Source organism: Cellulomonas fimi ATCC 484, assembly GCF_000212695.1.
Taxonomy (GTDB): domain Bacteria; phylum Actinomycetota; class Actinomycetes; order Actinomycetales; family Cellulomonadaceae; genus Cellulomonas; species Cellulomonas fimi.
Genome location: NC_015514.1, coordinates 3,665,158 through 3,683,746 on the forward strand (window position 1 = coordinate 3,665,158; position 18,589 = coordinate 3,683,746).

The 18,589-nt window shown below is 75.1% G+C and carries 17 protein-coding genes; 8 read left to right on the forward strand and 9 right to left on the reverse strand.

The features are described 5' to 3' along the window. Positions 1-125: 125 nt before the first annotated feature. On the forward strand, positions 126-1,199 hold the full coding sequence (locus CELF_RS16540; protein ID WP_013772414.1) for a LacI family DNA-binding transcriptional regulator: 1,074 nt from the start codon (positions 126-128) through the stop codon (positions 1,197-1,199). Positions 1,200-1,277: 78 nt separating this feature from the next. Then, a complete protein-coding gene (locus CELF_RS16545) occupies positions 1,278-2,270 on the forward strand; it encodes an acetylxylan esterase (protein ID WP_013772415.1) in 993 nt (330 codons plus the stop codon). Positions 2,271-2,305: 35 nt separating this feature from the next. Here CELF_RS16545 and CELF_RS20225 read toward each other — a convergent pair whose 3' ends face one another. Together CELF_RS20225 and mgrA are read right to left on the reverse strand one after the other, a co-directional pair. Further along, complete coding sequence (locus CELF_RS20225; RefSeq protein WP_013772416.1) at positions 2,306-3,058, reverse strand: alpha/beta fold hydrolase; 753 nt, start codon at positions 3,056-3,058, stop codon at positions 2,306-2,308. Beyond that, positions 3,055-4,092, reverse strand: coding sequence for an L-glyceraldehyde 3-phosphate reductase (gene mgrA / locus CELF_RS20230; protein WP_013772417.1), 1,038 nt, complete (start codon positions 4,090-4,092; stop codon positions 3,055-3,057). Before mgrA ends, CELF_RS20225 begins: the two co-directional genes overlap by 4 nt. Positions 4,093-4,200: 108 nt before the next feature. Between mgrA and CELF_RS16560 the strand changes: the two genes are divergently transcribed. Then, complete coding sequence (locus tag CELF_RS16560; protein WP_013772418.1) at positions 4,201-4,665, forward strand: tRNA (cytidine(34)-2'-O)-methyltransferase; 465 nt, start codon at positions 4,201-4,203, stop codon at positions 4,663-4,665. 16 nt (positions 4,666-4,681) lie between these two features. Here the strand turns inward: CELF_RS16560 and CELF_RS16565 are convergent, their stop codons facing one another. After that, positions 4,682-5,719: a GGDEF domain-containing protein gene (locus CELF_RS16565; protein ID WP_013772419.1), complete on the reverse strand. Its 1,038-nt coding sequence runs from the start codon at positions 5,717-5,719 to the stop codon at positions 4,682-4,684. Positions 5,720-6,013: 294 nt separating this feature from the next. Between CELF_RS16565 and CELF_RS16570 the strand changes: the two genes are divergently transcribed. Then, positions 6,014-7,774: a gamma-glutamyltransferase family protein gene (locus tag CELF_RS16570; protein WP_126298199.1), complete on the forward strand. Its 1,761-nt coding sequence runs from the start codon at positions 6,014-6,016 to the stop codon at positions 7,772-7,774. A gap of 10 nt (positions 7,775-7,784) precedes the next feature. On the opposite strand, the gene CELF_RS16575 is transcribed toward CELF_RS16570, so the two are convergent. Further along, positions 7,785-8,303 (reverse strand): SRPBCC family protein, encoded by a 519-nt coding sequence (locus CELF_RS16575; protein WP_013772421.1) that lies wholly within the window; start codon positions 8,301-8,303, stop codon positions 7,785-7,787. A 208-nt stretch (positions 8,304-8,511) separates the two neighbouring features. On the opposite strand from CELF_RS16575, the gene CELF_RS16580 reads away from it, so the two are divergent. Then, the gene (locus tag CELF_RS16580; RefSeq protein WP_013772422.1) at positions 8,512-9,381 is read left to right on the forward strand and encodes an amidohydrolase family protein; all 870 of its coding nucleotides are present in this window, start codon (positions 8,512-8,514) and stop codon (positions 9,379-9,381) included. Positions 9,382-9,426: 45 nt separating this feature from the next. Continuing rightward, positions 9,427-10,146, forward strand: a complete 720-nt coding sequence (locus tag CELF_RS16585) for a FadR/GntR family transcriptional regulator (RefSeq protein WP_013772423.1) — start codon at positions 9,427-9,429, stop codon at positions 10,144-10,146. 9 nt (positions 10,147-10,155) lie between these two features. Here CELF_RS16585 and CELF_RS16590 read toward each other — a convergent pair whose 3' ends face one another. Next, positions 10,156-11,178, reverse strand: a complete 1,023-nt coding sequence (locus CELF_RS16590) for a LacI family DNA-binding transcriptional regulator (protein WP_013772424.1) — start codon at positions 11,176-11,178, stop codon at positions 10,156-10,158. Between the two features lie 122 nt (positions 11,179-11,300). Here CELF_RS16590 and CELF_RS16595 point away from each other — a divergent pair, with 122 nt between their 5' ends. Beyond that, positions 11,301-12,968 carry a UxaA family hydrolase gene (locus tag CELF_RS16595; protein WP_013772425.1) on the forward strand — a complete coding sequence of 556 codons (1,668 nt, stop codon included), beginning with the start codon at positions 11,301-11,303 and terminating at the stop codon, positions 12,966-12,968. On the opposite strand, the gene CELF_RS16600 is transcribed toward CELF_RS16595, so the two are convergent. Beyond that, positions 12,961-13,557 carry a TetR-like C-terminal domain-containing protein gene (locus CELF_RS16600; RefSeq protein ID WP_013772426.1) on the reverse strand — a complete coding sequence of 199 codons (597 nt, stop codon included), beginning with the start codon at positions 13,555-13,557 and terminating at the stop codon, positions 12,961-12,963. The genes CELF_RS16595 and CELF_RS16600 overlap by 8 nt on opposite strands. 200 nt (positions 13,558-13,757) lie before the next feature. On the opposite strand from CELF_RS16600, the gene CELF_RS16605 reads away from it, so the two are divergent. Further along, positions 13,758-14,744: a DUF5692 family protein gene (locus CELF_RS16605; RefSeq protein WP_013772427.1), complete on the forward strand. Its 987-nt coding sequence runs from the start codon at positions 13,758-13,760 to the stop codon at positions 14,742-14,744. Positions 14,745-14,915: 171 nt separating this feature from the next. Here CELF_RS16605 and CELF_RS16610 read toward each other — a convergent pair whose 3' ends face one another. The 3 genes from CELF_RS16610 to uxaC form a co-directional block, all read right to left on the reverse strand. Further along, the gene (locus CELF_RS16610) at positions 14,916-16,019 is read right to left on the reverse strand and encodes a sugar kinase (protein WP_013772428.1); all 1,104 of its coding nucleotides are present in this window, start codon (positions 16,017-16,019) and stop codon (positions 14,916-14,918) included. Positions 16,020-16,301: 282 nt separating this feature from the next. Then, a complete protein-coding gene (eda, locus tag CELF_RS16615) occupies positions 16,302-16,937 on the reverse strand; it encodes a bifunctional 4-hydroxy-2-oxoglutarate aldolase/2-dehydro-3-deoxy-phosphogluconate aldolase (RefSeq protein WP_013772429.1) in 636 nt (211 codons plus the stop codon). Further along, on the reverse strand, positions 16,934-18,412 hold the full coding sequence (gene uxaC / locus CELF_RS16620) for a glucuronate isomerase (RefSeq protein WP_013772430.1): 1,479 nt from the start codon (positions 18,410-18,412) through the stop codon (positions 16,934-16,936). The genes eda and uxaC overlap by 4 nt, the downstream gene beginning before the upstream one ends. Positions 18,413-18,589: the final 177 nt, after the last annotated feature.

Consider the following 18,589-nt stretch of genomic DNA (forward strand, 5'->3'; position numbering starts at 1 on the left):
TTGCCGTGGCGCCGCGCTTCACCCGGACAGATCACCCCGAAGGCGGACGGGTGGCCCCGCCCCCGGTGCTACGTTCGGACGCGATACTTGCGGTCGGCACGCGGTTGCCAGGAAGAAGGTCGGCCATGACCAGCAGCGACGCGAGCGACGCGCACACCGTCGACGACGACGGACCGGTCGCCGGCGCGGGCCGCGGCAACCCGACGATCGCGCTCATCGCCGCCGAGGCCGGCGTGTCCGTCCCCACCGTGTCCAAGGTGCTCAACGGCCGCACCGACGTCGCCGCGGTGACCCGCGCACGCGTCGAGGAGGTCATCGACCGCTACCAGTACCGGCGGCGGCGCGGCCGCACCACGACCGGCCCCGGCCTGCTCGACCTCGTCTTCCACGAGCTCGACTCCGCATGGGCCACCCAGATCATCAAGGGCGTCGAGGAGGTCGCCGGGCCTGCGCGCATCGGCGTCGTCCTGTCCGAGCTCGGCGGGGCGCACCGCCCCCGGCAGGAGTGGCTCGACGACGTCCTCGCACGCCGCCCGCGCGGCGTCATCCTCGTGCTGTCCGACCTCGACCCCGCGCAGCGCCGCCAGCTCGAGACCCGGTCCATCCCGTTCGTCGTCGTCGACACCGCGGGCGAGCAGCCCCCCGGCGTGCCCGTCGTCGGCTCCGCCAACTGGGCCGGCGGCCTCGCCGCGACGCGGCACCTGCTGTCGCTCGGGCACCGGCGCGTCGCCGTCATCTCCGGGCCCGTCGACGTCCTGTGCAGCCGCGCCCGCATCGACGGCTACCGCAGCGCGCTCGACGAGGCCGGCATCGCCGTCGACCCCACGCTCGTCCGGTACGGCGACTTCTTCGTCAACGGCGGCTACCGGCACGGGCTCGAGCTCCTGTCCCGGCCCGACCGCCCCACCGCGATCTTCGCCGGGTCCGACTTCCAGGCGCTCGGCGTCATGCGTGCCGCGCGCGAGCTGGGCCTGCGGATCCCCGAGGACGTGTCGATCGTCGGCTACGACGACCTGCCCGTCACCGAGTGGCTCGGCCCCGCGCTCACCACCGTCCACCAGCCGCTGCACGAGATGGCGGCCACCGCGACCCGCATGGTCCTCGCGCTCGCCCGCGGCGAGAGCCCCACCAACCAGCGCATCGACCTCGCGACCGAGCTCGTCGTGCGCGAGAGCACCGCACCCCCGCCGCCCGCCTGACCGCCGCACCGCCGGCACCACACCCCCGCGGCCCCCGCCGCCCGACCCGGCGCGACGACGCGCCGCCCGGAGGACGCCATGGCCCTGTTCGACCTGCCCCTCGCGGAGCTCGAGCGGTACCGGCCGCAGGTGGTCGAGCCCGACGACCTCGACGCGTTCTGGGGGGCGACGCTGACCGAGGCGCGCGGTCTCGGCGACGACGTCCGGCTGGAGCGCGTCGCCACCGGCCTCACGCTCGTCGACACCTGGGACGTGACGTTCCCCGGCTTCGGCGGGCACCCCGTCCGCGCCTGGTACACCCGCCCCGCGGGAGTCGACGCGCCGCTGCCCGCCGTCGTGGAGTTCCTCGGCTACGGGCGCGGCCGCGGCCTGCCCGGGGAGCGGCTGACCTGGTCGAACGCCGGGTACGCGCACCTGCTCGTCGACACGCGCGGGCAGGGCGGGCAGCACGGCAACGGCGGCGACACCCCCGACCCGGTCGGCAGCGGGCCTGCCGCCCCCGGGTTCGTCACGCGCGGCATCCTCGACCCGTCGACGGCCTACTACCGGCGCGTCTACACCGACGGCGTCCGGGCCGTCGACGCGGTCCGCACGCTGCCCGGCGTCGACCCGTCACGCGTCGCCGCGCTCGGCAACTCCCAGGGCGGCGGCATCGCGCTCGCCGTCGCCGGCCTGGTCCCGGACCTCGCCGCCGTCGCCGCGAGCGCACCGTTCCTGTGCCACGTGGAACGCGCGCTCGCCCTCACCGACGCCGACCCGTACGCCGAGGTCGTCCGCTACCTCGCCGTGCACCGCGGGCACGAGGCGCAGGTGCTGCGCACCCTGTCGTACCTCGACGGCGTGCACCTCGTCCGGCGGGCCCGAGCCGCCGCGCTGTTCGGCACGGGCCTGCGCGACACCGTGTGCCCGCCGTCCACCGCGTTCGCGGCCTTCCACGCCTACGCCGACGACGACCCGTCGGTCCCGCGCGAGATCGCCGTCTACCCGTTCAACCACCACGAGGGCGGCGACGCGCACCACGTCGCCCGCGTCCTGTCCTGGTTCGCCACCCACCTGACCCCGCCCGGCTGATCCGGGTCCGGTCCGTGAGTCCGGGACGGCGCCGGTCAGGGTGCCGGGCTGTCCACCGTCGTCAGGACCGTGTCGAGGGTCGCCAGGAAGCCCGGGCGGTCGTCGCGGTGGACGCTGTGGCCCGTGCCGGGCAGGTTGACCACCGTCAGGCGGGCGGCGCCGGGGACGTCGGCGGCCGCGAGCGCGCGGGCGACGAGGGGCGGCGTCACGATCGTGCGGTCCGGGTCGCCGGTGACCAGCGTGACGGGGATGCCGAGCCGGACGACCTCGCCGACGACCGCGGGCCAGTCACGCTCCGCCCACGCGTGCGGCACCTCGGCCAGCCGCGGGTGCAGACCGCTGCGGGCCGCGGCCCACGGGCCGCGCTCGTCGTCCGGCCACGCCGGCTCGTCCCGGTGGGACTGCGCGACGAGGTCCTCGACAGGAGTGTCCCGGGCGGCCACGACGTCGACCAGCCAGTCCGGCGCGAGACCGTCGCCGCCGACCCACGCGGGGTCGACGAGGACGAGCGCGGCGACCAGCTCGGGGGCCTGCAGCGCGACCTCCTGCGCCATGAGCCCGCCCATGGAGTGCCCCACGACGACCGCGGGCCCGTCGAGCTCGCGGCGCAGCGTCGCGACCGTGTCGGCCCCCAGCGCGCTCACGGCGAACTCCTCGGGCAGCGGCCGGCCGCCGTGCCCGAGCGCGGTGGGCGTCAGCACCCTCCGGTCGCGGACGTGCGCGACGACGCCGGGCCAGCAGTCGCCCGAGTCCGACAGCCCGTGCAGGAGGACGAGCGGGGCGCTCACCGGCCGGTGCCGTCGACGGCGTGCGGCTCGATCGCGGCGAGCTCGTCGGCCGTGAGGGGCGGCGCGGCGAGCGCCGCGACGTTGTCCTCGAGCTGCGCGACGGACGACGCACCGACGAGCGCGGAGGTGATGCGCTCGTCGCGCAGCACCCACGACAGCGCGAGCTGCGCGAGCGACTGGCCGCGGGCCGCAGCGATCTCGTCCAGGGCGCGCGCACGCGCGAGGTACGTCTCGGAGATCGCGGCCGGCTTGAGGAAGTGGCCGACGGCCGCGCGCGAGTCCGCGGGCACGTCGCCGCCGAGGTAGCGGCCCGTGAGCAGCCCCTGCGCGAGCGGTGAGAAGACGATCGTGCCGATCCCGAGGTCGCCGACGACGTCGAGCAGCGACTCCGTCTCGCCGGGCGCGACGTTCTCCACGTGCCGGTTGAACATCGAGTAGGACGGCTGGTGGATGAGCAGCGGCGTGCCGAGGTCCGCGAGCACGCGCTGCGCGGTCCGCGTCTGCGACGGCGAGTAGTTCGAGATGCCCGCGTACAGCGCGCGGCCGCTGGTCACGGCGGTGTGCAGCGCACCCATCGTCTCCTCGATCGGCACGGACGGGTCCGGCCGGTGCGAGTAGAAGACGTCGACGTAGTCGAGCCCGAGCCGCGCGAGCGACTGGTCGAGCGACGCGAGCAGGTACTTGCGCGAGCCGCCGTCGCCGTAGGGCCCGGGCCACATGTCGTAGCCGGCCTTGGACGAGATGACGAGCTCGTCCCGGTACGGCTTGAGGTCGCGCCCGAGCACGCGCCCGAAGTTCGCCTCGGCGGAGCCGTAGGGCGGGCCGTAGTTGTTCGCGAGGTCGAAGTGCGTGATGCCGAGGTCGAACGCGCGGCGCAGGACGGCGCGCTGCGTCTCGAGCGGCGTGGTGTCGCCGAAGTTGTGCCACAGGCCGAGCGACAGCGCCGGCAGGTCGAGCCCGCTGCGGCCCGTGCGGCGGTAGGTCATGGTGTCGTAGCGCTCGTCCGCGGCGCGGTACACGGGCTCGGTGGGCATCGCGGGGGCGTCCTCTCGACGGTGATGACGGCGTGCGACCCCCACGCTAGTGCCCGTCGCGGCCCACGCTCGAATCGTTCCAACCGGGCCGCCGCCTAGGATCGGCCCGTGCTGCACGTCGCGTTCTTCGAGCCCCGCATCCCGGGGAACACCGGCAACGCGATCCGCATGGCCGCGGGGACCGGCGCGACGCTCCACCTCGTCGAGCCGCTCGGGTTCGACCTCTCGGAGGCCCGCCTGCGCCGGGCCGGGCTCGACTACCACGACCTCGCGCACGTCGTCGTGCACGCGTCCTTCGACGCGCTCCTCGACGTGCTGCCCGGCTCGCGGGTCCTCGCGTTCACCACGCAGGCGACCACGTCCTTCGCCGACGTCGGCTACCGGGAGGACGACGTGCTGCTGTTCGGCCCCGAGCCGACCGGGCTGCCCGCCGACGTCCTGGCCCACCCGCGGGTCACCGACCAGCTGCGCATCCCGATGCTGCCCGGGCGCCGGTCCATGAACCTGTCCAACGCGGCCGCGGTCGCGACGTACGAGGCGTGGCGGCAGCTCGGCTTCCCGGGCGGCGCCTGACCGACCGCGCCGGTCCTCAGAGGTCGACCACCTCCACGTCGTCGTGCCCGAGCAGCGCCCGCACCTCCGGCAGGTCGAGCACGTCCGCCGACCGGCGCGCCGCGGCCTTCGCCTCGCCGAGCCGGCGCTGGGCGTCGCGCAGCAGCCCGTCCGGCGTCGCGCTGCCGGGTTCGGACCACACGACGACCGACAGCAGCTCCGGCCAGTCCGCCGGGTCGATCCCGGCGGCGGGCGTCGCGAGGCGCTCGACGAGCTGCGCCCGCAGGCCGTCGGCGACGGCGGCCGCGTGCCCGTCGTCCCGCACGTGCAGCGTGGCCGCGAGCGCGAGCTCGTCGCCGCCCGTGCGCGCGACGTCCGTCCGCACGGGTGACACCGCGCGCAGCCGGGCGCCGAGCGCGGCGAGGACGACGTCCCCGAACGCGTGCCCGCGTCGCACGTTGAGGCCGCGGAAGTCGCGCACGTCGAGCAGCACGAGCGCGACGCGCGCGGTCGTGCCCCACTCGTCCGCGCAGCGCTGCGCGAGCCGGTGGTGCAGCATCGAGCGGTGCTCCAGGCCCGTGAGCGGGTCGTGCAGCGAGCGCACCGCGAGCAGCGTCGACAGCGCGTGCACGAGGTCCGCGGTGGACGCGACCGCCCACACGTCGCCCGCCACGAGCACGTCGTCGTAGCGGCGCTCGTCGTGCCGCTCCATCGCCCGGACCGCGACCTCCGACACCGGCGCGTCGGGCGGTGCGACCAGGGGCGCCCAGTCGGCGACGTCGCCCGTCGTCCGCCGCGCGTGCACGGCGCGCCCGAAGCCGAGCCGCCCCGTCATCGCCGCGGTGTACCGGGTGCGGGTCACCAGGCCCATGCGGTCCGGCTCCGCGGGGTCGCGCACCGCGACCGTCATGACGTGCGGCGAGCGGAACAGGACGTCGAGCCGGCCCATCGGCAGGTCCGCGTCGATGACGTCGACGGCGTGCGCGAGCGACGAGACGGTCGTCGTGGCGGTCGTGCGGTAGTCGCCGACGGCCTGCGACAGCCGGTCGGCGAGGAGGGTCAGGTCAGCATCCACCGAGGCATCATCGACGCAGGTCAGCGGGCGAAGCGGACACGTCGACCGGTGTTCACCGAGCGTTCGTCGAGCCCTTCACGGGACGTCACCGTCGCTGCTCGCGCGCTGCTCCGACCGGGGGCACGGCCCGGCGGCGGGACCCACGCTGCCGGCCGGCGGAGGCGCGGGCGCGACGTGGGCGGGTGGCGGGCGGGAGGCGGGCGGGAGTCGGGCGGGAGGCGGGCGGGACGCGGGCGGCTGCGGCAGGATCGTCGGGTGTTCACCACGCGCCCCGAGCTCACCGGCACGTTCGGCATGGTCGCCTCGACGCACTGGCTGGCCAGCGGCGTCGGGATGCGCGTCCTCGAGGCGGGCGGCAACGCGTTCGACGCCGCGGTCGCGGCGGGGTTCGTCGTGAGCGTCGTCGAGCCGCACCTGTGCGGGCCGGGCGGCGACGCGCCGATCATCGGCCACCGCGCGTCGGACGGGCACACGTTCGTGGTCTGCGGGCAGGGCGTCGCGCCCGCCCGGGCGACCGTCGCCGCGTACCGGGACCTGGGCCTGGACCTCGTGCCGGGCACGGGCCACCTGGCCGCGGTCGTGCCGGGCGCGTTCGGCGCGTGGCTCGACCTGCTCGCGCGCTACGGGACGATGCGGCTCCAGGACGTGCTCGCACCCGCCGCGGCGTACGCGCGCGACGGCTTCCCGCTGCTGCCGTCGGCGGCCCGCACGATCGAGACGGTGCGCGACATGCTTGCGACGCACTGGCCCACCTCGGCTCAGGTGTGGCTGCCGGGCGGCGCCGTGCCCGCGGGCGGGTCGCGGTTCACCAACCCGGCGCTGGCCGCGACGTTCGAGCGGCTGCTCGCGGAGGCCCGGGCGGCCGGGGCGGACCGGGACGCGCAGATCGAGGCCGCACGTCGCGCCTTCTACGAGGGGTTCGTCGCGGAGGCGGTCGACGCGTTCGTCGGCGGGACGCCCGTCGTCGACTCGTCGGGCCGTGCGCACACGGGCTTCCTCACCGCCGACGACCTCGCGTCGTGGCGCGCGACCGAGGAGCCGACGACGCGTCTGCGGTTCGCGGGCCGGACCGTGCACAAGACGGCCGCGTGGGGGCAGGGGCCGGTGCTGCTGCAGCAGCTCGCCGTGCTCGACGCGCTCGGCGTCGACGCGCTGGTGCCGGCCGCTGCGGCGTCGCCCGACGCGCTCACGGAGCTCGTGCACACCGTCGTCGAGGTCGCCAAGCTCGCGTTCGCCGACCGGGAGGCGTGGTACGGCGACGCCGCCGACGTGCCGCTGGAGACCCTCCTGTCGTCGGCGTACGCGGCCGAGCGCGCCCGGCTCGTCGGGCCCGACGCGGCGGACGGCCTGCGGCCCGGCAGCCCCGACGGCCGCACCCCGACGCTGCCCGCGCTGCTGCGGCGTGCGGCGCGGCCGGTCGACGACGTCGCCGGCGTCGGCGAGCCGACGGGCTCCACGATCGGCCTCTCGCCGGGCGACACCTGCCACGTCGACGTGGTCGACCGGTGGGGCAACCGGGTCTCGGCGACGCCGTCGGGCGGCTGGCTCCAGTCCAGCCCCGTCGTGCCGGGGCTGGGCTTCCCGCTGCCGACGCGCGCGCAGATGTTCTGGCTGGAGGACGGCCTGCCCGACTCGCTCGTGCCGGGGCGGCGGCCGCGGACGACGCTCAGCCCGGCCCTGGTGCTCGACGACGACGGCGCGGGGTTCGCGTTCGGCACGCCCGGCGGTGACCAGCAGGACCAGTGGACCGTGCCGTTCCTGCTGCGCCACCTGCTCGGCGGGCTGGACCTGCAGGCGGCGATCGACGCGCCGTCGTGGCACTCCTCGCACGTGCCCGAGTCGTTCTACCCGCGCGCGCACGTCCCGCGCGGCCTCGTCGCGGAGTCGCGGCTGGGTGACGCGGTCCTCGCAGGCCTCGCCGCACGCGGGCACGCGGTGCAGGACGCGGGCCCGTGGTCGCTCGGCCGGATCAGCGCCGCCGGTGTGCGGTCCGACGGCTTCCTCGTCGCCGCCGCGAACCCCCGCGGGATGCAGGGGTACGCGGTCGGGCGCTGAGGACCGCGCGTCAGGCGGCTCCGGCCGGGCGCTCGGCGCGACCCGTCTCGACGAGCGCGGTCAGCTTGTCGAGGCACTGCTCGAGACCCGTCCGCGACATGTCCCGGGCGTCGGTCGTGGTGTAGCCGTGCTCGGTCATCCGCAGCTCGGTGCGCCCGTCGCCGAGGTCGGTCAGCAGCACCTCGTGCCGTCCCTCGTCGGGCACGCCCTCGGCCGGGATCCCGGCCTGCGCCGGCGTGATCGCCCAGCCGTCGGCGTCCGTGAACCGGAACACGTACCGCAGCAGGGTGGGTGCCGACGCCTCGATGATCGTCCACGCGCTGTGCTGCTCGAACCCGCCCCACTCCTGCGGCGCGCGCATGGTCACCGCGATGCGTCCGCCGACCCGGAGGTCGACCTCGGCGCGCGGGCACGTGAAGCCGGTCGGTCCCCACCAGGCCCGCAGGTCCTCGGGCGTGGTCCACGCGGCCCAGACGCGTCCCACGGGCGCCTCGACCAGCCGGGCCACCGCGACGTCGTACGTCGGCATGGCACTCCTCCTCTCCGCCCCGGCGGTCCGGGGCCTCACGCTACGGACCTGCACCGGGCGCCGGACTCATCGGCTCCGCCCGGCCGGGGAGTCACAGAGGACGCACTCGTCCGATGACTCGGTCGTCCCATGGGCGGAACATGAGGGTTCGATGAGGAACGGGCGCCCACCGGGTGCCAGAGGTTCGACCACTGCTAGCGTCCGAGCCATGCACGATGTCGTGGATGCCCATCTCCAGGTGTGGAACCCGGACGCCGTCCACTACCCGTGGATGACGAGGGACGTCGCGGCGATCGACCGGCCGTTCCGCGTGCCCGACGTGGAGCCGGAGCTGGCCGGCGAGGGCGTCGCGAAGGTGGTCCTCGTGCAGGCGGCGGACAACCGGGCCGACTCCGAGCTCATGCTCTTCCAGGCGCTGTCCTGCCCCCGCGTCGCCGGTGTCGTCGCGTGGGTCCCGCTCACGCAGCCCGACGACGCGGCGAGCCAGCTCGACGCCTGGCGCATGGAGCCGGTCGTCGGCGTGGGGCACCGCGTGCACGAGGAGGCCGACCCCGACTGGCTGCTCCAGGCCGCCGTCGACGACTCGCTCGGCCTGCTCGCGGAGCGCCGGCTCACGCTCGACCTGCCCGCGCCGACGCCCACGCTGCTCGCGCACGTCGCGACGCTCGCCGAGAACCACCCGAAGCTCACCGTCGTCGTGCAGCACCTCGGCGGCCCGCCGCTCGACGCCCTGCGCGCCGGGGAGCGCGACGGCTGGACGCGCTGGTCCGCGCTGCTCGGTGCCGTCGCGGAGCTCCCGAACGTCGTCGCCAAGGTGTCCGGCCTCGCCGCCGCGGCGGGCCCGGGCTGGACGCCCGAGCACCTGCGTCCCGCGGTCGACCGGGCCCTCGAGGTGTTCGGTCCCGACCGCCTCATGCTCGGCAGCGACTGGCCGCACGCGCTGCTCGACGGCGAGTCGTACGGCCGCGTCTGGCACGGGCTGCGCAGCACGCTCGACCAGCTCCCCGGCGACGCGCGCGCCCTGCTGCTCGGCGGCACCGCGAACCGCGTCTACGGGCTGCCGCTCGACGACGTCTGACCGGTCCCGGCCCGCACGCCGCCGTCGCACGGAATACTGCTGCAGGTGTCCCGCTCCGAGGATGTCGTCGCCGGCATCAAGCAGATGATCCTCGACGGCCTGCTCGGGCCGGGCGACCGCCTGCCCGCCGAGAAGGACCTCGCCGGCACGCTGGGCGTCTCCCGTGGCTCCCTCCGCGAGGGCGTGCGGGCGCTGGGCACGCTCGGCATCCTCGACTCCCGGCACGGCGACGGCACCTACGTGACGACGCTCGACCCCGCCCGGCTGCTCGCGCCCGTCTCGTTCGTCGCCGACCTGCAGCACGACGCCGAGTTCCACGCGGTCCGCCGCCTGCTCGAGACCGAGGCCGCCGGGCTCGCGGCCCTGCACATCACCGACGAGGACGTGCAGCACGCCCGCGCCGCCCTCGACGAGTCCGCGCGCGCCCTGACCGCCGAGCCGCTCGACCGCGACCGGCTCGCCGCCGCCGACGTCACCTTCCACGCCGTCGTCGCGCGCGCGTCCGGCAACGCGGTGCTCGCGGCGCTCATCGACGGCATCGCGGGCCGCACGTCGCAGCGGCGCGCCGGGGGCGGGGCGCACGACGACGGGCTCGAGGACCGGACGTTCGTCGAGCACGAGGCGATCCTGGCGGCGATCGTCGCGCGCGACCCCGACCGGGCGCGGCTGCGGATGGCGACGCACCTGCTGAGCCTCGAGGAGGCCGTGACGGGCGTCGGCGAGGCGGGCGCCGAGCGGGCGGTCGCGACCTCGGCGGCGCCCTAGCGCCGCAGGTCAGCGCGGCGGGGTCGAGTCCCGGAGCACGACCTGCGTCGGGACGTGCGCGAGCCGCGGCTCGTCGGACGGCTCCGCGAGCGCGAGCTCGGTCGCGGCGATGCCGATGTCCACGAGCGGGATCCGCACCGTCGTCAGCGCGGGCACCACGTCCCGCAGCGTCGCGATGTCGTCGAACCCGGCGAGGGCGACGTCCCGCGGCACCTCGACGCCGGCGTCCCGGGCGGCCGCGAGCGCGCCCAGCGCCATGACGTCGTTGACCGCGAACACGACCTCGGGAAGCGGGCCCGAGCGCAGCAGCGTGCGCATCGCGTCCTCGCCGCCCTCGTGGGTGAAGGCGCTCGCGACGACCGCCGCGGGCGGCACCTCGATGCCGAGCTCGGCGAGCGCACCGACGAACGCCTCGCGCCGCTCCCGCGCGGTCAGGTGCGCGTCCGGTCCGCCGAGCACCGCGAACGACCGGTACCCGCGCTCGTGCAGCGCGCGGGCGAGGTCGGCGGCGCCCTGCGCGTTCGCGACGACGACCGCGTCGACGCCGAGCACGGGCTGGCCGATGACCGCCGCCGAGCCCCCGACGGCGCGGTAGTCGGCGAGGGCCGCGCGCAGGTCGTCGGTCGTGCCGGGGTCGTCGAGGCGGCCGCCCGCGATGACGATGGCGCGGGCCCGCTGCCGCTTGAGCAGGTCGACGAGGCCCGCCTCGCGGCTCGGGTCGTGCTGCGTGCTCGCGAGCGTGACCTGCAGACCGGCGCGGTCGGCGGCGCGCGTGACGCCCGCCGCGATCGAGGAGAAGTACGGGTCGGCGATGTCGTGGACGACGAGGCCGAGGGACGTCGTGCGGCCGCGGGCCATCGCCTGCGCGTTGGCGTCGGGGGTGTAGCGCAGGCGCGCGGCGGCGGCGAGGACCCGGTCGCGCAGGTCGGCGCGGACGGTGCGGTTCGCGCTGCCGTTGATGGCACGCGAGGCGGTGGCGAGCGAGACCCCGGCCTCGCGGGCGACGTCGCTCAGGGTCACGGATCCGGCCATGGTCGAAGGGTAGGGGGTCGTGGTGGCACGGCGTCGGCACAGCGCCGTCACCGCGCGAGAAGCACCTGCTGCGGGGCTCGGGAAAGCGGTATCCTGACTTCCAGTCTCCCGAAGGGCTCTCGATGAAGACGGCCACGACCGACCTCGCCGACTGCGTGCTCGTGCTGCGACCCGACGACCACGTCGGCGTCGCGACCCGTGACCTGCAGGACGGCACCGTGCTGACCCTCCCCACCGGAGCGGCCGGACCGGCCGGACCGGGCGAGGCGGGTGCAGCGGCCGGACCGGGCGAGGCGGGTGCAGCGGCCGGACCGGCCGGACCGGGCGAGGCGGGTGCAGCGGCCGGACCGGGCGGCGGGCACGTCCTCGTCGTCCGGCAGAGCGTCCCGCGCGGGCACAAGCTCGCCCTGCGCCCCGTCGCCGCCGGCGCGCAGGTGCGCAAGTACGGGCAGTCGATCGGGCGCGCGACCGCCGACATCGCCGTCGGCGACCACGTCCACACCCACAACCTCGGCATGGACGACGCGGACCGCGCGTACGAGATCGGCACCGCGCGCGTCACCCTGCCCGAGCCGACCGGCCCCGTGCGCACCTTTGACGGCTACCGGCGCGCCGACGGCCGCTGGGGCACGCGCAACTACGTCGGCATCGTCACGTCCGTGAACTGCTCCGCGTCCACCGCGCGGCTCATCGCCGACCAGTTCCGCGGCCGCGCGCTCGACGCGTTCCCGCACGTCGACGGCGTCGTCGCCCTCACGCACGACACGGGCTGCGGCCTGGTCCCCACCTCGGAGGGCGCGCAGATCACCCGGCGGACCCTGCGCGGCTACGCCGACCACCCCAACATCGCCGCTCTCCTCGTGCTCGGGCTGGGCTGCGAGATGCTGCCCGCGCAGTCGCTGCTCGACGGGCTCGACCTGCCCGCCGACAAGCCCGTGCGCACCCTCGTCATCCAGGACAACGGCGGCATCCGCGCCACCGTCCGCGCCGGCGTCGCCGCGATCGAGGAGATGCTGCCCGGCGTCGACGCGCTGCGCCGCTCCCCCGCGCCCGTTTCGGAGCTCGTCCTCGGGCTCAACTGCGGGGGGTCCGACGGGTACTCCGGCATCACCGCCAACCCCGCGCTCGGGCACGCGTCCGACCTGCTCGTCGCGCGCGGCGGCACGTCAATCCTCGCCGAGACGCCCGAGGTGTTCGGCGCCGAGCACCTCCTTCTGCGCCGCGCCGTCTCGCCGGAGGTCGGGCAGAAGCTGCTCGACCGCATCGACTGGTGGAAGCAGTACACCGCCGCCGGTGGCGGCACCCTCGACAACAACCCGTCACCCGGCAACAAGGCCGGCGGGCTCACGACCATCCTCGAGAAGTCGCTCGGTGCGGTCGCCAAGGGCGGGACCGCCGAGCTCACCGCCGTCTACGAGTACGCCGAACCCGTGCGGGCGCGCGGCTTCACGTTCATGGACACTCCCGGGTACGACCCCGTCTCCGTGACCGGCCTCGTCGCGGGCGGCGCGACCGTCGTCGTGTTCACCACCGGGCGCGGGTCCGTCCTCGGCTGCAAGCCGACGCCGTCGATCAAGGTCGCGACGAACACCGCCACCTACCTGCGGATGCGGGAGGACATGGACCTCAACGCCGGGCGGATCGTCGACGGCACCGCGACCGTGACGTCCGTCGGCGAGGAGCTGTTCGACCTGGTCGTCGAGGTCGCGTCCGGCCGTCAGACCGTCTCCGAGGAGCTGGACCTCGGCGCCGACGAGTTCGTCCCCTGGCAGCTCGGGGCCGTCACCTGACCCGTCGCTCGTCGAGCCTGCGTGCCGACTCGCGCACGGCGCCGTGCAGCATGAGCTCCACGTCGCCCACCAGCCGGTACGGGTCCGCGGTCATCCCGTCCGCGACCCAGCGCAGCACCACCGCGAGCACCGCCGAGGTGTAGAAGTCGACGACCAGGTCACGGTCGCGCGCGTCCGCGGGCCGCCCCTCGCCGACCTCCGTGACGACCCCTGCCGTCACCGGCCGCATCTGGTGGAACAGGAAGCGCTCCAGCCCCGACCGCCCCATCCCGTCCAGCACCGCCGTCGTCGACGTCCGGTTGTCCCGCAGGTACACGAGCAGCCGGACCAGACCGTCCGCCCATGCGTCCTGCGACGCCGAGACCTGCACCTGCTCGGCGACCTCGGACTCGAACACCCACACCGCGAGCTCGCGCACGTCGTGGAAGTGGTAGTAGAACGCCTGCCGCGTCAGGCCGCAGTCCCGCGTCAGCTCCGTGACGGTGACCCGCGGGAGCGGCTGCGACTCCAGGCGCACCTTGAGCGCCGCCGCCAGCGCGTCACGCGCGTCCGGGCGACGCCCCGTCACCCCGTTCGCCGACGCACGCATCCTCCACGGTACGGCCGCACGGGATCGCCGCTCGATGGGCCCAAGGTCCCGTCCGGCCGCTGCTCGGGGCCCGGTTCACCCGCCACGACATCCCACCACTGGACACCGCAGCCCCGCTGTCCAGTGCCGCCCCGGCCACCCCTGCCTAGCGTCGGCACGCCGGTGGCGACCTGCCCCGACCGACGGACGAGGAGGTCCCGATGTTCCTGTTCGACTCCATCCCCTGGTACTCGTGGGTGATGTGGGGCGTCGTCCTCGCCGCCCTCATCGTGCTCAACGAGGTGACCCGCCGCTGGAAGTGGGCCGGGATCGCGTTCTTCGTCGCGCTCCCCGCCGTCCTCACCGTGTTCGTCTGGCCGACGACCGCCGGCGAGGGCTCCTCCACCGGCACGTGGTTCCACTGGGTCAAGGTCTACTCCGCGCTCGCGGGGTGCCTCGGCTTCATGCTGCTGCGGTACGTGCCGCGCCTGTCCCGCAACCGCTGGATGCTCACGTTCCCCGCGCTCATCCTCGCCATCAACATCGGCGAGGCCGTCGTCCGCGACTTCGAGGTCGCGGGGCTCCAGGGCATGCACGACGGCGTCTTCATGGTCGGCGGGCCGTGGAACTGGATGAACGGCGTGGCCGGCATCCTCAACCTGCTCACCATCTGCGGCTGGGCCGGGATCATCGTGTCCCGGGACAGGTCGAAGGACATGATCTGGCCCGACATGCTCTGGTTCTGGATCATCGCCTACGACCTGTGGAACTTCGCCTACGTCTACAACTGCGTCGGTGACCACGCGTTCTACGCCGGTGCCGCGCTGCTCATCTCCTGCACGATCCCCGCGTTCTTCCTCAAGAAGGGCGCCTGGCTGCAGCACCGGGCCCACACGCTCGCCCTGTGGATGATGTTCACCATGGCCGTGCCGACGTTCGTCAGCTCGTCGCAGTTCTCGGTCGAGTCCTCGCACGACCCCGTCGCGCTGTTCGTCGTGTCGGCCCTGTCGCTCGCGTCCAACATCGCCGTCGCGGTCTACCAGGTCCGCGTGATCGTCACCCGGCGGCGCAACCCGCTGCGCGACGAGCTCTACACGCACCTCCCCCAGTACCGCGAGGTGCGCGATGCCAACCTCGCGCCCGAGGCACCGCAGGCACCGCAGGCGCCGCTGGGCCCCGACGCCGACCGGACCCTCGCGCCGGCCTGACACCGCCGCGCGGCTCCACCGCCCCGCACCGGGACCGGTCACCCTCGGGTCGACCGGTCCCGGTCCCGCGTCCCCGACCCGGTGACGGCTCGTCCCGCACGTCCCCGTCGTGCGGCACGAGCCGTCCGCGCCGGGTCACCTCCACCGTGCCCGACGCACCGGCCGCGGCGGTCAGCGGTCGACGCGAGCGCCCCCGCCGCCGGCCAGCTTGAGGACCTCCGCCTTCGACACCATGGTCGTGTCACCCGGGGTCGTCATCGCGAGCGCCCCGTGCGCGGCCCCGTACTCGACGGCCGTCTGCAGCCCCTCGCCCGAGATGAGGCCGTAGGCCAGGCCGGACGCGAACGAGTCGCCGCCGCCCACGCGGTCCAGGATCTCGAGCCGCTCGCGGTGCGTCGCGCGCACCACACCCGTGCCTCGCGACCAGGCGATCGCGCCCCAGTCGTTCACCGTCGCGCTGCGGACCGTGCGCAGCGTCGTCGCGATGACCTGGAAGTTCGGGTACGCCTCCGCGACGCGGTCGATCATCGCCGCGAACGAGCCGATCTCCAGCTCGGTGAGGTTCTCGTCGACGCCCTCGACCTCGAACCCCAGAGAGGCCGTGAAGTCCTCCTCGTTGCCGATCATCACGTCGATGTGCGGCGCGATCGCACGGTTGACCTCTCGAGCGCGCTCCTGCCCGCCGATCGCCTTCCACAGGCTCGGTCGGTAGTTGAGGTCGTACGAGACGACCGTGCCGTGCCTGCGGGCCACCGTGACCGCCTCGATCACGGTCTCCGCGGCGCTGTCCGAGAGCGCCGCGAAGATGCCGCCCGTGTGGAACCAGCGCACGCCGAGCTCGCCGAACAGGTGCTCCCAGTCCACGTCGCCCGGGGCGAGCTGCGACGCGGCCGTGTGACCCCGGTCGCTCACACCCACCGCGCCACGCACGCCGAACCCCCGCTCGGTGAAGTTCAGGCCGTTGCGGACCGTGCGGCCGACGCCGTCGTACGGCACCCACCGGACGAACGACGTGTCGACGCCGCCCGTGAGGATGCAGTCCTCCACGAGGCGCCCGACCTCGTTGTCCGCGAGCGCCGTCACGACGGCCGTGCGCAGGCCGAACGCACGCCGCAGGCCGCGCGCGACGTTGTACTCGCCGCCGCCCTCCCACACACGGAAGGAGCGTGCCGTGCGGACCCGCCCCTCGCCCGGGTCGAGGCGCAGCATGACCTCACCGAGCGAGACGGCGTCGTAGCGGGTCTCCTCGGCGGGGCGGATCACCAGGTCGGACATCGGTCGGCTCCTCGTGCGGGTCGCGGTGTCGGTCGGGTCGGTCGGGTCGGTCGGGTCGGAGGTCCGGTCCGATCGGCCAGGTCGGTCGAGCCGGAGGTCGATCGGGTCGGGTGTGTGTCCGGTCGGGGGCCGGTCCGGTCGGAGGGCGGTCGGTCGGGGGCCGGCCCGGTCGGGGGGCGGTCGGTCGGGGGCCGGTCCGGTCGGGGGCCGATCCGGGTGGGGGTCGGCTCGGCGCGCGTGGAGCCTCGTCCACGACGCGGCCCGTCGTCGCCGATCGAGGGCTCAGCCGCCGGAGACCAGGGCGACGGCGGCCGCGGCGAGCTCGCGGATGCCGTCGAGGTCACCGGCGTTGACGCGGTCGCGGGGCACCATCCACGAGCCCCCGACCGCACGGACGGAGCCGAGCGCGAGGTACTCCGCGAGGTTGCCGGGGCCGATGCCGCCAGTCGGCACGAACCCGACGCCGCCGAACGGTGCGGCGAGCGCGGCGACGGCCGCGGCGCCTCCGGAGGTGCCGGCCGGGAAGAACTTGACGGTCGACAGCCCCAGCTCGAGCGCCGCCATGACCTCCGTCGCGGTGACCGCGCCGGGGAGCGCGAGCACCCCGTGCTCCTGGCAGCGCTCGACGACGGCGCGGCTCGTGCCGGGCGACACGACGAAGCGCGCGCCCGCGGCCACGGCCTCGTCGACCTGGTGCACGGTGAGCACGGTCCCCGCGCCGACGAGCACGTCGCCGCGCGCGCTCATCGCGCGGATGGACTCGGCGGCCGCGGCGGTGCGGAACGTGACCTCGGCGACGGGCAGCCCGCCGTCGACCAGTGCGGCGGCCAGCGGGTCGGCGTGCGCGGCGTCGTCGAGCACGACGACGGGGACCAGCCGGTGGGCCGACAGGCGGTCGAGGATGTCGGTGTCGCTCACACGTGCTCCTTCGCAGCGGTGGTGGCGGTCGCAGACGGGAAAGCGTTTCCCCGCTGCGGTGCAGCATACGCCTCCCGCGGGATCCGGTACGCCAGGTCGACTGCGGTCTCGACCGCCTCGTCGAGGTCGAGGCGGTGCTCCGCCACCAGACGCGCGAGGAAGCCGGCGTCGATCCGCCGCGCCAGGTCGTGCCGGGCAGGGATCGAGCAGAACGCCCGGGTGTCGTCGACGAAGCCCGTGGTGTTGTAGAAGCCCGCCGTGTCGGTCACCGCCTCGCGGTAGCGCCGCATCCCGTCGGGCGTGTCGAGGAACCACCACGGCGCACCGAGCCGCACCGCCGGGTACACGCCGGCCAAGGGCGCGAGCTCGCGGCTGAACACGTCCTCGTCGACCGTGAAGAGGTACAGGCGCAGCCGCGGGTGATGTCCGAACGCCTCGAGCACGGGCCGGAGGGCGCGCACGTACTCCGTCGGCAGGGGGATGTCGTAGCCTACGTCCGGCCCGCGCGCGGCGAGCACCGCGGGGTCGTGGTCGCGGAGCACGCCCGGGTGGAGCTGCATGACGAGACCGTCCTGCGTCGACATGCGCGCCATCTCGAACAGCATGTGCCCCGAGAACGCGGCGGCGTCCTCGCGGGAGACCGTCCCGCGCAGCGCGTCCGCCACGATGCGCTCCGCGACGGACTCCTCCAGCGGCGTCGCGTCGGCCGACAGGTGCCCGTGGTCCGTGGCCCGCGCACCCGCCTCGACGAACGCCCACCGTCGCTCCTCGAGGGCCGCGACGAGGGACCGGTACCCGTCGACCGTCGTGCCGGTCACCCGGGAGAGCAGTGCGACGTCGTCCCGCCAGCCCGGCCGGTCGACGTGCAGGAGCGCGTCGGGACGGAACGTGGGGACGACCCGCTCGCCCCAGCCGTCCTCCGCGAGCAGTGCGTGGTCAGGCAGTGCGGAGGTGGCCGGGTCGGTGGTCGCGAGGATCTCGATGCCGAAGCGCTCGAAGAGGGCCCGGGGCCGGTACGCGGGGTCCGCGAGCCGTTCGACGATGTGGTCGTACACCCGGTCGGCCGACTCCGCCGAGAGCCGCTCGGACACGCCCAGCACGTCGACCAGCACGTGCTCCATCCAGTACCGCGTCGGCGTGCCGCGGAAGAGGTGCCAGTGCGCGGCGAACGTCCGCCAGATCGCGCGCGGGTCCGTCTCGACGGGCCGGCCGTCACGGCGCGGGACGCCGAGCGCGTCGTGCGGGACGCCCTGCGAGACGAGCATGCGCACCAGGTAGTGGTCGGGCACGACGAGCAGCGTCGACGGGTCCGGGAACGCCTCGTCACGGGCGAGCAGGCCCGCGTCCACGTGCCCGTGCATGGAGACGATCGGCAGGCTCCGCGTCCGCTCGAGGATCTCCCGGGCGATCGGGCGCACGCTCGCGTCGCTGGGCAGCGCCCGGTCGGGGTGCAGGGTCCAGGCGTCGTGCCCCATCGTCGACCTCTCTGTCGTGTGCGCGACCGAGCAGGGTTGCCTGCAGGGCCCGGGATCCGGCGCGCAGTGGCGCCTGCAATCGGTTTCATCGGTACTCAAGCAGCGTCGACGCGGTGCGCGCAAGAGGGAAGGCGATCGAAAGTTCCGCCGAAGGGCGCGGCTTGCGCTCGCCGACCG